Source organism: Acrocarpospora phusangensis, from assembly GCF_016862995.1.
Taxonomy (GTDB): domain Bacteria; phylum Actinomycetota; class Actinomycetes; order Streptosporangiales; family Streptosporangiaceae; genus Acrocarpospora; species Acrocarpospora phusangensis.
Window position 1 is genome coordinate 106,599 of the sequence record NZ_BOOA01000019.1, and the last position, 12,576, is coordinate 119,174.

Annotated in this window: 12 protein-coding genes; 6 read left to right on the forward strand and 6 right to left on the reverse strand. The window is 70.8% G+C overall.

Annotated elements, in window-relative coordinates:
• Nucleotides 1–7: 7 nt before the first annotated feature.
• The 4 genes from grpE to Aph01nite_RS14085 form a co-directional block, all read right to left on the reverse strand.
• A complete protein-coding gene (grpE, locus tag Aph01nite_RS14070; RefSeq protein WP_204041299.1) occupies nt 8–448 on the reverse strand; it encodes a nucleotide exchange factor GrpE in 441 nt (146 codons plus the stop codon).
• Nucleotides 449–561: 113 nt separating this feature from the next.
• The gene (locus Aph01nite_RS14075) at nt 562–960 is read right to left on the reverse strand and encodes a hypothetical protein (protein WP_204041300.1); all 399 of its coding nucleotides are present in this window, start codon (nt 958–960) and stop codon (nt 562–564) included.
• Between the two features lie 33 nt (nt 961–993).
• Nucleotides 994–1,395: a hypothetical protein gene (locus tag Aph01nite_RS14080; RefSeq protein ID WP_204041301.1), complete on the reverse strand. Its 402-nt coding sequence runs from the start codon at nt 1,393–1,395 to the stop codon at nt 994–996.
• A gap of 65 nt (nt 1,396–1,460) precedes the next feature.
• Nucleotides 1,461–1,949, reverse strand: a complete 489-nt coding sequence (locus Aph01nite_RS14085; RefSeq protein ID WP_204041319.1) for a GNAT family N-acetyltransferase — start codon at nt 1,947–1,949, stop codon at nt 1,461–1,463.
• 75 nt (nt 1,950–2,024) lie between these two features.
• Here Aph01nite_RS14085 and Aph01nite_RS14090 point away from each other — a divergent pair, with 75 nt between their 5' ends.
• Nucleotides 2,025–4,109, forward strand: coding sequence for a RecQ family ATP-dependent DNA helicase (locus Aph01nite_RS14090; protein ID WP_239161668.1), 2,085 nt, complete (start codon nt 2,025–2,027; stop codon nt 4,107–4,109).
• An 8-nt stretch (nt 4,110–4,117) separates the two neighbouring features.
• Here Aph01nite_RS14090 and Aph01nite_RS14095 read toward each other — a convergent pair whose 3' ends face one another.
• Complete coding sequence (locus tag Aph01nite_RS14095) at nt 4,118–5,011, reverse strand: carbohydrate kinase family protein (RefSeq protein WP_204041302.1); 894 nt, start codon at nt 5,009–5,011, stop codon at nt 4,118–4,120.
• A gap of 204 nt (nt 5,012–5,215) precedes the next feature.
• Between Aph01nite_RS14095 and Aph01nite_RS14100 the strand changes: the two genes are divergently transcribed.
• The 5 genes from Aph01nite_RS14100 (at nt 5,216) to Aph01nite_RS14120 (ending at nt 11,295) form a co-directional block, all read left to right on the forward strand.
• Nucleotides 5,216–7,615 carry a bifunctional acetate--CoA ligase family protein/GNAT family N-acetyltransferase gene (locus Aph01nite_RS14100; RefSeq protein ID WP_204041303.1) on the forward strand — a complete coding sequence of 800 codons (2,400 nt, stop codon included), beginning with the start codon at nt 5,216–5,218 and terminating at the stop codon, nt 7,613–7,615.
• A gap of 158 nt (nt 7,616–7,773) precedes the next feature.
• Complete coding sequence (locus Aph01nite_RS14105; RefSeq protein ID WP_204041304.1) at nt 7,774–8,364, forward strand: DUF5998 family protein; 591 nt, start codon at nt 7,774–7,776, stop codon at nt 8,362–8,364.
• Nucleotides 8,365–8,366: 2 nt separating this feature from the next.
• Nucleotides 8,367–9,482: an alkaline phosphatase family protein gene (locus Aph01nite_RS14110; protein ID WP_204041305.1), complete on the forward strand. Its 1,116-nt coding sequence runs from the start codon at nt 8,367–8,369 to the stop codon at nt 9,480–9,482.
• A 286-nt stretch (nt 9,483–9,768) separates the two neighbouring features.
• Nucleotides 9,769–10,671 carry a sulfurtransferase gene (locus Aph01nite_RS14115; protein WP_204041306.1) on the forward strand — a complete coding sequence of 301 codons (903 nt, stop codon included), beginning with the start codon at nt 9,769–9,771 and terminating at the stop codon, nt 10,669–10,671.
• A gap of 159 nt (nt 10,672–10,830) precedes the next feature.
• Nucleotides 10,831–11,295, forward strand: a complete 465-nt coding sequence (locus Aph01nite_RS14120; RefSeq protein ID WP_204041307.1) for a hypothetical protein — start codon at nt 10,831–10,833, stop codon at nt 11,293–11,295.
• Nucleotides 11,296–11,593: 298 nt separating this feature from the next.
• Here Aph01nite_RS14120 and Aph01nite_RS14125 read toward each other — a convergent pair.
• The coding region (locus Aph01nite_RS14125; RefSeq protein ID WP_204041308.1) for a CHAT domain-containing protein at nt 11,594–12,576 on the reverse strand (983 nt) is incomplete at its 5' end.

Consider the following 12,576-nt stretch of genomic DNA (forward strand, 5'->3'; position numbering starts at 1 on the left):
ACGGGACTCATGACGGGGGGTCCTGCCGGTACACGACGACCTGCGGCACCCGCAGTACCTGATCGCCGTCCAGGTAGCCGGCCCGCACGGTCTCGGCGATCGTGCCGTGCGCGTCCGGGTCCTCGGTGGGCGCGGTGTCCACGGCCTCGTGCAGCTCGCCGTCGAAGGGCTCGCCGTCGGGCCGTACCTCGCTGACGCCGGCCTCCGCCAGCGCGGCGCCGAGCAGGTCGGCCAGCTCGGGGAAACGCCCGGCCAGCTGGTCGCGGAACCGCGCGCAGGCCAGGGCCAGCGCCTCGCGGCCGGGCTCCTCCGCGAGCAGGCGCTCGATCTGCTGGGTCACGGCCTGGCTGGGCTCGCCCGCCGCGACTTCGGCGAGCGCGCGCGCCAACCCGTCTCCCGCGCCCAGGGGGGGTTGAGCGGGGGAGGGGGCGGGGCGGCCGACAGCCATGCGGGCTCCTCAGGAAGGGGGGTTCGATCGGCCCTGGTCTCCGGAGGGTTGCTCAGAGCCCGCCCGGCGACGGCATCTCGCCGACGGCACCGGGCTCCTTTCGAACAACCTTCCTACATGACGTTCACGATGTAGCTGAAGATCATGCCGACGACCAGGCAGACGCCGGAGGTGATGGCGGCGGCCGAGCCCAGCTTCTCGCCGCGCCGGTGGCCGATGACGCCCAGCGCGATGCCGATCGCGCCCAGGATGGGCGGGAGGATCAGCAGGGCCAGCCCGGCCATGACGAACGCGATGATCGACATGGTCTGGGCGCCGGTGGCCGGCGGCTTCCCGTACTGCTGCCCGTACTGCTGGTGGGGCTGCTGCTGCCCGTACGGGGGCGGCGGCGGGTACTGGTAGCCGGGCTGCTGCGGCGGGAGCGGCGCACCCGGGTCGTACGGCGGGAGCTGCTGGCCGTACGAGCCGGGCTGGGGCTGTCCGGGCTGGGTCGGATCCTGGGGGGTACCCATGTCGGGTTTCCTTCCGCTGATGGAACGTTCCTGCTAGGCGGTGTACTCCGGACCGGGCATCGCGCCCTCCACCACGTCGTGCGCGGTGAGGCCGGAGTCCCCACCGGTGGTGTCGGCGCCGGCCTCGGGGAACAGCGGCGCGTCGTCGGCGGTGGCCGGGATGGTGACCGCCACCACGTCGGGCTCGCCGTCGCTGTCGGTGTCGAACAGCGCCGTGTCCGCGACGCCGTCATTGTCGGTGTCCAGGACCGCGGTGTCCACCGCGCCGTCGCCGTCGGTGTCGTACGCCTCCATGTCGATGTCGCCGTCGCCGTCGAGGTCGGACACCGCGGCGTCCACGACGCCGTCGTTGTTGGTGTCCAGCGCGGCCGACTCGTAGTAGCCGTCGCCGTCGGTGTCGGCGAGCTCAGAGGTGCCGGCGTCGTATACGTCCATGTCGTTCTCCAATTCCGAGGGGGTGGATCGTCATGGAGGTAGATGCGGCCGCCGCCGCTTTTGTTTCAGCCCGCTTTTCTATCGATCCGGAAAACGCGGAATCCCCTGGCCTGGTAGTTGGGCAACGCGGCCGGGCCGTCCAATGAACAGGTGTGCACCCAGACCCGCCTGGTCCCTTCCCGCTCCCACGCCCGGCTCACGGCCTCGCTCAGCAGATGCCCGCCGATGCCTTTCCCGATCGCGTACGGCAGCAGCCCGAAATAGGCCACCTCCACGTTGCCGCCCGCCTGGCCGTGCAGCTCGGCGTACCCGGCCGGAGTGCCCCGGTGATAGGCCACCCAGGTCTCCACGTCGCCGGAGAGCCACTCCGACCACTGCTCCGGCGTCCACGGCAACCGGTCGGTCCAGTGCCAGCCGCCGCCGACCGCCGTGTAGAGGAACCGGCTGAACTCGGGCGAGGGGATCTCGGCCCGGACGATCTCGACGGGCGCCGGCGCGGCGCGCCGCAGGTCCTTGCGGCCGGTCTGCTCCAGATACCAGGTGGTGACGTCCATTCCGGTCATCCAAGCACATCCGTTCGCCGGTCGATCGATGCCGTAACCGTCGTCCGGACCTGGTACTAAGGACCGGTGACCGAAGAAGAGGTGTTGCGGGAAGAGGCCGAGGAGCGGTTGCGCGCGCTCGCGGGGCCGGACGCCCGGCTGCGCGAGGACCAGTGGCTGGCGATCAAGGCTCTGGTCATGGACCGGCGCCGGGCCCTGGTGGTGCAGCGGACCGGCTGGGGCAAGTCGGCCGTCTACTTCATCGCCACCGCGCTCCTGCGCGACCTCGGCGAGGGCCCGACGGTCATCGTCTCGCCGCTGCTGGCGCTCATGCGCAACCAGATCGCCGCCGCCGAGCGGGCCGGCATCCACGCGGCCACCGTCAACTCGGCCAACGCCGATGAGTGGGAGAAGGTCTACGCGCAGGTCGCCGAGGGCACGGTGGACGTGCTCCTGGTCAGCCCGGAACGCCTGAACAACCCGGAGTTCCGCGACCAGGTCCTGCCCGAGCTGGCCGAGAGCGCCGGCCTCGTGGTTGTCGACGAGGCGCACTGCATCTCCGACTGGGGCCACGACTTCCGCCCCGACTACCGGCGGCTGCGGACCATGCTGGCCGAGCTGCCCCCCGGCGTCCCGGTGCTGGCCACCACCGCGACGGCCAACGCCCGCGTCACCCGCGACGTGGCCGAACAGCTGGCGGGGGAGGACGAGGAGACCCTGGTGCTGCGCGGGCCGCTGGAGCGGGAGAGCCTGCACCTGGGCGTGGTGCGCCTGCCCGGCGCCGGGCAGCGGCTGGCCTGGCTGGCCGAGACCCTGCGCGAGCTGCCCGGGTCCGGCATCGTCTACACGCTCACCGTGGCCGCCGCCCAGGAGATCGCCGCCTACCTGCGCGAGCGGGGCTACCCGGTGGCGGCCTACTCCGGCCAGACCGAGCCCGCCGAACGGCTGGCCGCCGAGGAGGACCTGCTCGCCAACCGGATCAAGGCGCTGGTGGCCACCTCCGCGCTCGGCATGGGCTTCGACAAGCCGGACCTCGGGTTCGTCGTGCACGTGGGCGCGCCGCAGTCGCCGGTGGCCTACTACCAGCAGGTGGGGCGGGCCGGGCGCGGCGTGCGCAAGGCGGAGGTCGTGCTGCTGCCCGGCCAGGAGGACCGGGAGATCTGGGCCTACTTCGCGTCGCTGGCGTTCCCCCCGGAGCCGGTCGTGCGGGCCACGCTGGGCGCGCTCGGCGAGGCGGGCGGCGTGCTGTCCACGGCGGCGCTGGAGAGCCGGGTGGACCTCAGCAGGAGCCGGCTGGAGATGATGCTCAAGGTCCTGGACGTGGACGGGGCGGTGCGCCGGGTCAAGGGCGGGTGGGAGGCCACGGGGGAGCCCTGGGCGTACGACGCGGAGCGGTATGCCCGGGTGGCGGCCGAGCGCCGGGCCGAGCAGGAGGCCATGCTCGCCTACCAGACGACCGCGGAGTGCCGCGAGCTGTTCCTGCGGCGGCACCTGGACGACGACACGGCGGTGGCCTGCGGGCGCTGTGACAACTGCACCGGCGCGTGGCGGGCGGCCGAGATCGACCCGGCGGCGGTCCAGGCCGCGCAGGAGCGCCTGGCCAGGCCCGGGGTCGACATCGAGCCGCGGCGGCAGTGGCCGACCGGTCTGGCCGACCTCAAGGGGCGGATCAAGCCGGAGCTGGGCGCGGAGACCGGGCGGGCGCTCGGGCGGCTCACCGACATCGGGTGGGGGACGCGCCTGCGCGAGCTGCTGGCCCAGCCGGACGGTCCCGTACCCGACGACGTGTTCGCGGCCGTGGTGACCGTGCTCAAGACGTGGCAGTGGGAGCGGCGGCCGGTCGCGGTGGTCGGCGTGCCGTCCGCCACGAGGCCGGTGCTGGTCCGGTCGCTGACCGAACGGCTGGCGCAGGTCGGCAGGCTGGCCGATCTGGGGCAGCTGGGCTACCGGAACGGCTCGCCGGGGCAGCAGTACAACTCGGCGCAGCGGGTTCAGGCGATCAGGGGCACGCTGGCGATGCCGCGCGAGCTGGCCGCGCGGATCGCCGAGACGGCGGGTCCGGTGCTGCTGGTCGACGACCGCACCGACACGGGCTGGACGTTGACGCTGGCCGCCGCCCAGCTCAGGCACGCGGGGGCGACGGCGGTGCTGCCGTTGACGCTGGCGACCTGAGCGGGGGGTTAGAGGCGGGGGCGGGCGCCCAGGTTGGAGATGCACTTGGCGGCCAGGGCGTTGCCCGCCGCCAGGGCGTCCGCCGGGGGCTTGCCGTTCAGCCAGCTCGGCAGGAAGCCGGCCGCGAACGCGTCACCCGCGCCGGTTCCGTCCACCACCCGGTCGACGGTCTCGGCGGGCACCCGCACGGGCTCGGAGCGGCTGTTGGTGTACCACAGCGCGCCCTCCTTGTTGAGCTTGATCACGACCTGCGGGAACCAGGCGGTGAGCACCTTGGCCGCGGCGTCGGGCTCCTCGCGGCCGGTCAGCACCTTGGCCTGGTCGGCGTTGGCGAACAGCAGCTTGACCCCGTGGGTCCACTCCAGGAACGGCTCGGCCCCGGTGCGCTCCACCGGCGCGGACGAGGCGCAGTCCACCGAGATCGACATGCCGGCCCGGCGGGCCAGGTCGAGCGCGGCCAGGCCGGCGTCCCGCGAGCCCTCGCAGATCAGCGTGTAGCCGGACATGTGCAGGTGGCCGCCCTGGGCGAACAGGTCACGCGGCAGGTCCTCGGGGGACAGCGCGGCGTTGGCGCCCGGGTCGGAGAGCATGGTGCGCTCGCCCTTGTGCGTCACCAGCACGACACAGGTGCCGGTGGGCCGCTCCGGGTCCATCACGAGGCGGGCGTCCACGCCGTAGCCCATCAGCTCCATGTCCCGGTTGCGGCCCGTGATGTCGGCGCCGCGCCGGCCGATGAAGGCCACTTCGGAACCTTCCACGGCGAGCCAGGAGGCGATGTTCGCCCCCGATCCGCCGCCGTGCATGGTGACGATCGCCGGGGTGTCACTGGCGCGGGCGAGAGGGAACCTGGCGCGAGCGACCGCGTCGGTCATGAGATCGCCCACCACGACGACCCGGGTCATGATGTCACCACCTTGCCAACTGCTGAGGGAGGTGATTCCGCCGCACCATTGGGGGGTCGGCGTCCTCTCCGTGCGATATGAGGCTGACGCCGAGAAACTTAACAGCTTCCGGTGACGTCGTGGGGGGTAGAGCGGACACTCGGGCACAGTCGATGCACAAGCGTTGCCCAACCATCCCAAGCCGGGCGTCGATACGCTCGACCTGTGGAACCACCGTACCCGGCCCACTGGGAGGCGGACGTCGTGCTCTCCGACGGGGGCACCGCGCACCTGCGGCCGATCCGTCCCGACGACGCCGAGCTGCTGCGCGCGTTCTACTCGCGGCTGTCCGACCAGACGATCTACTTCCGGTTCTTCGGACCGCGCCCCCGGCTGTCCGATCGGGAGATCGCCTGGTTCACGAACGTGGACTACGACGACCGGGTCGCGCTGATCGCCACGATCGGCACCGAGATGGTGGCGGTGGTCCGCTACGACCGGGTTCAGCCCGCCGACCACGCCGAGGTGGCCTTCCTCGTGGAGGACGCCCACCAGGGCCGGGGCGTGGCCGCCGTGCTGATGGAGCACCTGCGGGCGGCCGCCCGGGAGCGGGGCATCCGTACCTTCATCGCCGACGTGCTGCCCGCCAACCACCGCATGAACATGCTGTTCCGCCAGGCCGGGTACACGGCCAAGAGCAGCTTCGCCGACGGCGTCGTACGGCTCACGCTCGACCTGGCCACCACCGAGACGGCCGTCGAGGTCACCGCCGCCCGCGAGCACCGCGCCGAGGCCCGCTCCATCGAACGGCTGCTCACGCCGGAGTCGGTGGCCGTCATCGGCGCCAGCAGGGAACCCGGCGGCATCGGCCAGACCGTGCTGCGCAACCTGCTGGCCGCCGACTTCACCGGCCCGGTCTACCCCGTGCACCGCGAGGTCCGCGCCGTCGCCGGGGTACGCGCCTACCGCAGCGTCGCCGCCATCGACGGCGACGTGGACCTGGCCGTCGTGGCCGTCCCGGCCGAGAGCGTGCTCGACGTGGTCGAGGAGTGCGCCCGCAAGGGCGTCAAGGGCCTGATCGTGGTCTCCAGCGGCTTCGGCGAGACCGGCGAGGAGGGCAGCAGGCGCCAGCAGGAACTCGTCCGCATCTCCCGCCTGTACGGCATGCGCGTCGTCGGCCCCAACTGCCTGGGCGTCGCCAACACCGACCCCGGCATCCGCCTCAACGCCACCCTGGCGGCCACCCTGCCCGGACGCGGCCGGGTCGGCTTCTTCAGCCAGTCCGGCGCCCTCGGCACCGCCCTGCTGCAACGGGTGGCCCAGCGCGGCATGGGCATCTCCACGTTCGTCTCCGCCGGGAACCGGGCCGACGTGTCCGGCAACGACCTGCTCCAGTACTGGGAGGAGGACCCGGCCACCGAGGTGATCCTGCTCTATCTGGAATCCCTCGGAAACCCCCGCAAGTTCACCCGGCTGGCGCGGCGCATCTCGCGGACCAAGCCGATCGTGGTGGTCAAGTCGCGGGGGGTGCCGAGCGGGCACGCCGCGTCGGCGCTCGGCCTGCCCGACACCGCCCTGAGCTCCCTGTTCGCCCAGGCCGGCGTGATCAGGGTGGACGATCTGACCCAGCTGTTCGACGTGGCCCAGCTCCTGGCCCACCAGCCGTTACCTGCGGGTCCCCGGGTCGGCGTCGTCAGCAACTCGGACGCGCTGGCGCTGCTGGCCGCCGACGCCTGCCTGGCGGCCGGTCTGGTGCCCGCCACCCCGGTCAACCTGGGCGCGCGCGCCGGGGCCGAGGAGTACGGGAAGGCGCTCACCGGGGTGCTGCCCGAGGCGGACGCGGTGCTGGCGATCTACATGCCGCCCATCCCCGGGCGGGCCGAGGAGGTCGCCGCCGAGCTGGTGAAGGCCGCGCGGGAGTCCGGCAAGCCGGTGCTGGCCACCTTCCAGGGCGCGCTGGGCCTGCTTCCCCTGCTGCGCGTCCCCGGCGAAGGGCCCGCGCGGGGGTCGGTGCCGTCCTATGCCGCGCCGGAGGACGCCGTACGCGCGCTCGCGCACGTGGTCCGGCACGCCGGATGGCGTTCGGGACCGGCCGGGAGCGTGCCGGAGATCCCCGTGGACCGGCGGGAGGCGCGGCGGATCGTGGCCGAGGCGCCCGCTGGCGCCGAGATCGACGCCGGCGCGCTGCTCGCCTGCTACGGGATCGCCGTCGCGGACGCGCCGCCTTCGGGGCCCGCGGTGCCGACCGTCGTGGGCATGACCCAGGACCGCGACTTCGGGGCGGTGGTGTCGTTCGGGCTGGGGGAGGTGGCGGCCCGGCTGCTGGGCGATCACGCGTACCGGCTGGCGCCGCTCACCGAGGAGGACGCGGCCGGTCTGGTGCGGGCCGTGCGCACCGCGCCCCTGCTGTTCGGGGAGTACGGCTACCCGCCGGTGGCCGTACCGGCGCTGGAGGATCTGCTGGTGCGGGTGGGGCTGCTGGCGGACGCGCTGCCCGAGGTGGCCAGGCTCGATCTCGACCAGGTCCTGGTGGGGGAGAGCGGCGTCGCGGTGCTGGGCGCCCGCGCGGTGATCCGGCCGGTCGTGGGCCCCCGCCCGGACGGCGGCCCGCGCCGGCTCGCCTGAGTTCGGTGAGGGCGAACGCATATGTTCGGTCAAGGCGAACACCGGCGAGGGAAAAGCCTTGTCAGCCTTTCCAAATACTGCCAATTCGGTATATCTGGGCTGGCGAGAACGTGGCTTCGCATGTGAAATCCGCGCCCGTGACAGGGCAGGATGGACCCATGAGGGATACCCGAGTCTCGGCTGCCGACCTGCGTGAGGCGATCGACCGCAGCGGCTACTACCCCGACCTGGTCGCCGACGCCGTCGACTCCGCCTTAGGGAAAGAGCAGGTAACGGCGTTCGTCGTGCACCACGAGGCCACGTTCGACCCGGCCATGGAGGTCAGGCGGCACGTCACCGTGCTCGTGCTGTCGCCCACCCGGCTGCTGGTCTGCCACACCGACGAGCATCCCCCCGCCGAGGGCAACCCCGCCTCGCACGCGTCCACCACGACCGAGGCGGTCCGCCTCAGCCGGATCCAGTCGGTCGCGCTGACCCGGGTCGTCCCCGACCCCGCCTCCTATGTGCCCGGCGTGCCGCCCAGCGAGGTCACGCTCACCATCGGCTGGGGGGCCATCTCCCACGTCGACCTCGAACCGGCCACCTGCGGCGACGAGAACTGCGACGCCGACCACGGCTACACCGGCGCCGTCACCGCCGACGACCTGCAACTGCGGGTGAGCGAGGCCGCCGACGGCCCGGAGGCCGTCAGCCACGTGCTCGCCTTCGCGCGCGCCCTGTCCGAGGCCACCGCCCGCGCCGCGAGCTGACCATGGCGGGCCCACACCTCCCTGCGTACGGCACGGCCTCGCTGAGCGACTTCCCCGGCTCCCTGCTCGCCTCCTTCGGCGGAGGCGGGGAGAACACCCTCGGACTCCAGCCCGCCACCCGGGTGTGCCTGTTCCTCGTGGACGGCATGGGCGCCGAACTGCTGCGCGCCCATCCGGGGGTGGCGCCGTTCCTGTCCGCGGCGCTGGGCCGTACGATCACGGCCGGGTTCCCGTCGTCCACGCCGACCAGCCTGGCCACGCTCGGCACCGGCGGGACGCCCGGCGAACACGGCATGCTCGGCATCAAGATGGCCGTGCCCGGCGAGGGCCGCCTGTTCAACTGCCTGCGCTGGACCGCGCCCGGCCTGCCCATCGACCCCGACGTCTGGCAGCCCGCCGACACCATCTACCAGCGCCTCGCCGTACTCGACGTGGACGCGGTCTACGTGGCCACGGCCGCCTTCGACGGGTCCGGGCTCAACCGGGCCGTCTACCGCGGCGTCGACCACCGGCACGCCGAGTCGATCGACGAGCGGATCGCGGGGGTGCGGCACGCGCTGCGGTCGCCGCGGACGTTCGTGACCGTCTACTACGGCGATCTGGACAGCACGGGGCATATGGCGGGGTGGGGGTCGCAGGCCTGGCTGGACCAGCTGGCGCTCGTCGACCGCATGGCCGAACGGCTGGCGGAGACGTTGCCGTCGGACGCGGTCATGTACGTGACGGCCGACCACGGGATGGTCAACGCGACCGACAAGGTCGATGTGGACGCGCATCCCGAGCTGATGGAAGGGGTCGACCTGCTGGGCGGGGAGGCCCGGGCTCGGCACGTCTACACCTCGCCGGGGGCGGCCGCCTCGGTCGAATCCGCCTGGCGGGAGACCCTCGAAGGGCGCGCCTGGGTGGTCTCCCGCGAAGAAGCGGTGGATTCGGGCTGGTTCGGGGGGCGGGTACGGCGGGAGTGGTTGCCGCGGATCGGGGACGTGGTGGCGGTGCCGTACGGTGGGTGTGTGGTCATTCCGGCGGAGGCCGAGAAGGTGGAGTGGCAGTTCACCGGGTATCACGGGTCCCTGACGGCGGAGGAACTGAACGTGCCCCTGCTGGAGATCCGGCGGTAGAGGTCGTCTGCCGGGAGCCGGGGGGCGTCAGGGGAGGCCCTCGCGATCCCGCCGGGCGGTCACGCGAGCGCCGCGCCGCCATGTCCGCCGTCGTTCGCTGTTCTCGGGTGAGCGCTGTTCTCGGGTGACCTTGGTTCGAGCGCCCGAGTGAGGGGACTTCGGGTAAAGGTCGAGCCGGCGCCGGTGGTGTTCGGCTGGGGGCGAGTATGGTCGCTGGGTGTGCTTGGGACCGCGTCGTCCGCGGGTCCCGCCCTGTGATCGTGGTGATCTGCCTGGAGGTGGCGTTATGAGTCCGTTGATCACTCCTGAGAGTCTGGCCGCCGAGCAGGTCACGTTGCTGGATGTGCGGTGGCGGCTGGGTGGTCCGCCGGGGATCGAGGCGTACCGGGAGGGGCACATTCCCGGGGCCGTCTTCTGTGATCTTGAGAAGGATCTGGCGGCGCCGCCGGGAGTCGGGGGGCGTCATCCGTTGCCGTCCGCTGGGGACTTCCAGGCGGCCATGCGGCGTCTCGGGGTGTCCGCTGGCAGGCCTGTCGTGGTCTACGACGAGGCCGACTCCACGGCGGCGGCCCGAGCTTGGTGGATGCTCAGGTACTTCGGGCATCCCGACGTGCGCGTACTCGACGGGGGCCTTCACGCCTGGGTGCGCGCGGGGCTTCCGATCACCAAGGACGTCCCCGACCTCGCTGGAACCGCTGCCACGGCGTCCGACTCCAACGCTGGTGCGGCTGGTGCGGCTGGTGCGGCTGGTGCGGCTGGTGCGGCTGGTGCGGCTGGTGCGGCTGGGGATTTCATGGCGGTTCCGGGTGGGATGCCGGTTCTGGATGCGGATCAAGCTGCGGAGCTTGTGGAGACCGGGGTGCTTCTCGATGCCCGGGCGGCCGAACGGTACCGAGGCGAGGTCGAACCCGTCGATCCTGTGGCTGGTCACATTCCTGGTGCCGTCAGTGCCCCCACCGGGCAGAACGTCGAACCTGGCGGCCGGTTCCACACCCGTGAATTCCTGAGCGAACGCTTCAACACGATCGGTGCGGTACCCGGGGTTTCCGTGGGGGCGTACTGCGGTTCCGGCGTCACCGCCGCCCACGAAGTCCTCGCCCTGGAGATCGCCGGCATCTCCGCCGCCCTCTACCCCGGTTCCTGGTCCAACTGGATCACAGACCCCACCCGCCCTGTCGCCACCGGCTGACCTCCCTGTCGCCACAAGCCGGCCCTCGGTCGCCAGAAGGCAACGATCTCGGTCGTCATCAGGCGACGATCTTCTGTGTGGATGACGATCTTCTGTGTGGATTTCGCAGGGTTTGTGATCAAATAGGCCTGGAGATCGCCAAGGACTAGGGGACCGTCCATGCGCCGAATCGCTCTGACTCTCACCGTGTTAGCCAGCGCCCTCATCCCTGCGGCCACGGCGTCCGCCACTGCGGACCCGGGCCACTCCTGGCCGGCGAAGCCCTGGCCATCCGTCCACACCAAGGGCAACACGGTCGAAGCCCGAGGAACCTCCTGGGAACACCAGGAAGGCACGAATCTCGAAACCCACGTGAGCGGCAAACTCCGCACGAACAAGAAGAACCTCTGCGGCTGGGTACGACTCGAATACCAGGTCGTCAACGTCGGCACCCTGAACTTCAAAACCAGGAACTGCGGCAGCAAGTGGAAGAAGTTCCACTTCACCCTGGACAAAGACCACGTCGTCTACGCGGCCGTCCAGGCATGCGAGGGCACAAAACGCAAACCATCCAAGCGCTGCTCACCGCTGAGATACCTCCCCGGCTTCATCGTCGAATCAGCGAGCGACCGGAACCAGTCGTAACAGGTCGCTCAGGCCGTGAACCTCGGCTTTTGAGGTTGTGCCTCTCGTGTCCGTGGTCGGACAAATTTGAGAGAGGCGTCAACCGGAAGAATCCGGCGCGTGGCAACCAATGTGCGCGCACTTTCCGGACTAATTTCTTAGAGGGCTTAGCAGAATGGCCCGAGGTGCCGGACTTCGCCGTTATCTGGCGCCGTTAACGCAGGTGACGCTTCTCGCCGCAGCGGTGCCAAGAGTGACCGGCTTCATTTTGTTAGGGGTTCTTAGTCGGCGACCCTGGGTTAAGAATCGTTCGCATCTATCAACTTCCGGTGCCGAAACAAGCGAACCCTGGGACATCGGTCTCGGCCGATGCCTGGGCGAGCGCTTCTGAAGGGCTGTGTCCCGCCGCCAGCAATTCGTGAAACCGGATCATCAGAGCCTGAGCTTCGTCATCTCTCACCGGCACCACACCGGCGATGACACAACGGGCACCACGCTCCAGAAAAGCTCCCGCGAGGCCCCACGTGACCCCGTCCATCGGGGCATGCGCCATGCCCGCCTCACAGGCCGACAAGACGACCACCGGCGGCACACGGCCGACTCGCAGCAACTCATACGCCATCAACGGCCCATCATCGAGCGTGATACTCGAAAGCATCGGACTCCGCGGCGAAAACATCCCATGAGCCGCAATATGCAACACCCCCGCATAACCCAACGCCTCAACCACCGCCCCCTTGACCGCCGGAACGACCACCCCGTTCTTATGCACCCCCGTCACCATCCGAACCTCATCCACGGCATGCACAAGCCCAGGCCCAGCCACCCCCACAACGGTGCAGTCCCTCTCGTAAACACCCCCACTCCCGCCCGCATGAGAATTCACCGACATCGGCCGCCCACGAAGCGACGGCAACAGCGGCCAAGGCAACGTATGAAGCGCCCCCGTCGGAACCACGGTAACCGGCCCCGAATCCCGAACCAGCGGCCCCATCAACATATCGTCGAGCGCCACCAAATCCCCTTCAGGCATCGACACCAGCCCAGGCCCCGCATCCCGCAAATTCCGCCGCCGCAGGTGATACCGAACCCGAATAACAGCCTCACTCACCTCCGCATAAGATCCAACCCTCCGCAACTCACAACCACCCCCTCGAACAACCACCGCAAACAACTCATCCTCATGCCGCACGTACTCCACAAGCCAACCCCGCCCAGCAATCCGACCTGCGCCGAAATCGCCCGCGCTGTAGGTATCCGCGCTGAGGTTGTCCGCGGTTGGGGAGTCCGCGGTGAAGGTGT

What these genes read in the sequence shown, in the direction of transcription:
- Aph01nite_RS14110 (WP_204041305.1), top strand. Translation starts at nt 8,367, where the DNA reads ATGGCGGGCCCACACCTCCCTGCGTACGGCACGGCCTCGCTGAGCGAC.
- Aph01nite_RS14115 (WP_204041306.1), top strand. Translation starts at nt 9,769, where the DNA reads ATGAGTCCGTTGATCACTCCTGAGAGTCTGGCCGCCGAGCAGGTCACG.
- Aph01nite_RS14095 (WP_204041302.1), bottom strand. Translation starts at nt 5,011, where the DNA reads ATGACCCGGGTCGTCGTGGTGGGCGATCTCATGACCGACGCGGTCGCT.
- Aph01nite_RS14085 (WP_204041319.1), bottom strand. Translation starts at nt 1,949, where the DNA reads ATGGACGTCACCACCTGGTATCTGGAGCAGACCGGCCGCAAGGACCTG.
- Aph01nite_RS14105 (WP_204041304.1), top strand. Translation starts at nt 7,774, where the DNA reads ATGAGGGATACCCGAGTCTCGGCTGCCGACCTGCGTGAGGCGATCGAC.
- Aph01nite_RS14120 (WP_204041307.1), top strand. Translation starts at nt 10,831, where the DNA reads ATGCGCCGAATCGCTCTGACTCTCACCGTGTTAGCCAGCGCCCTCATC.
- Aph01nite_RS14075 (WP_204041300.1), bottom strand. Translation starts at nt 960, where the DNA reads ATGGGTACCCCCCAGGATCCGACCCAGCCCGGACAGCCCCAGCCCGGC.
- grpE (WP_204041299.1), bottom strand. Translation starts at nt 448, where the DNA reads ATGGCTGTCGGCCGCCCCGCCCCCTCCCCCGCTCAACCCCCCCTGGGC.
- Aph01nite_RS14080 (WP_204041301.1), bottom strand. Translation starts at nt 1,395, where the DNA reads ATGGACGTATACGACGCCGGCACCTCTGAGCTCGCCGACACCGACGGC.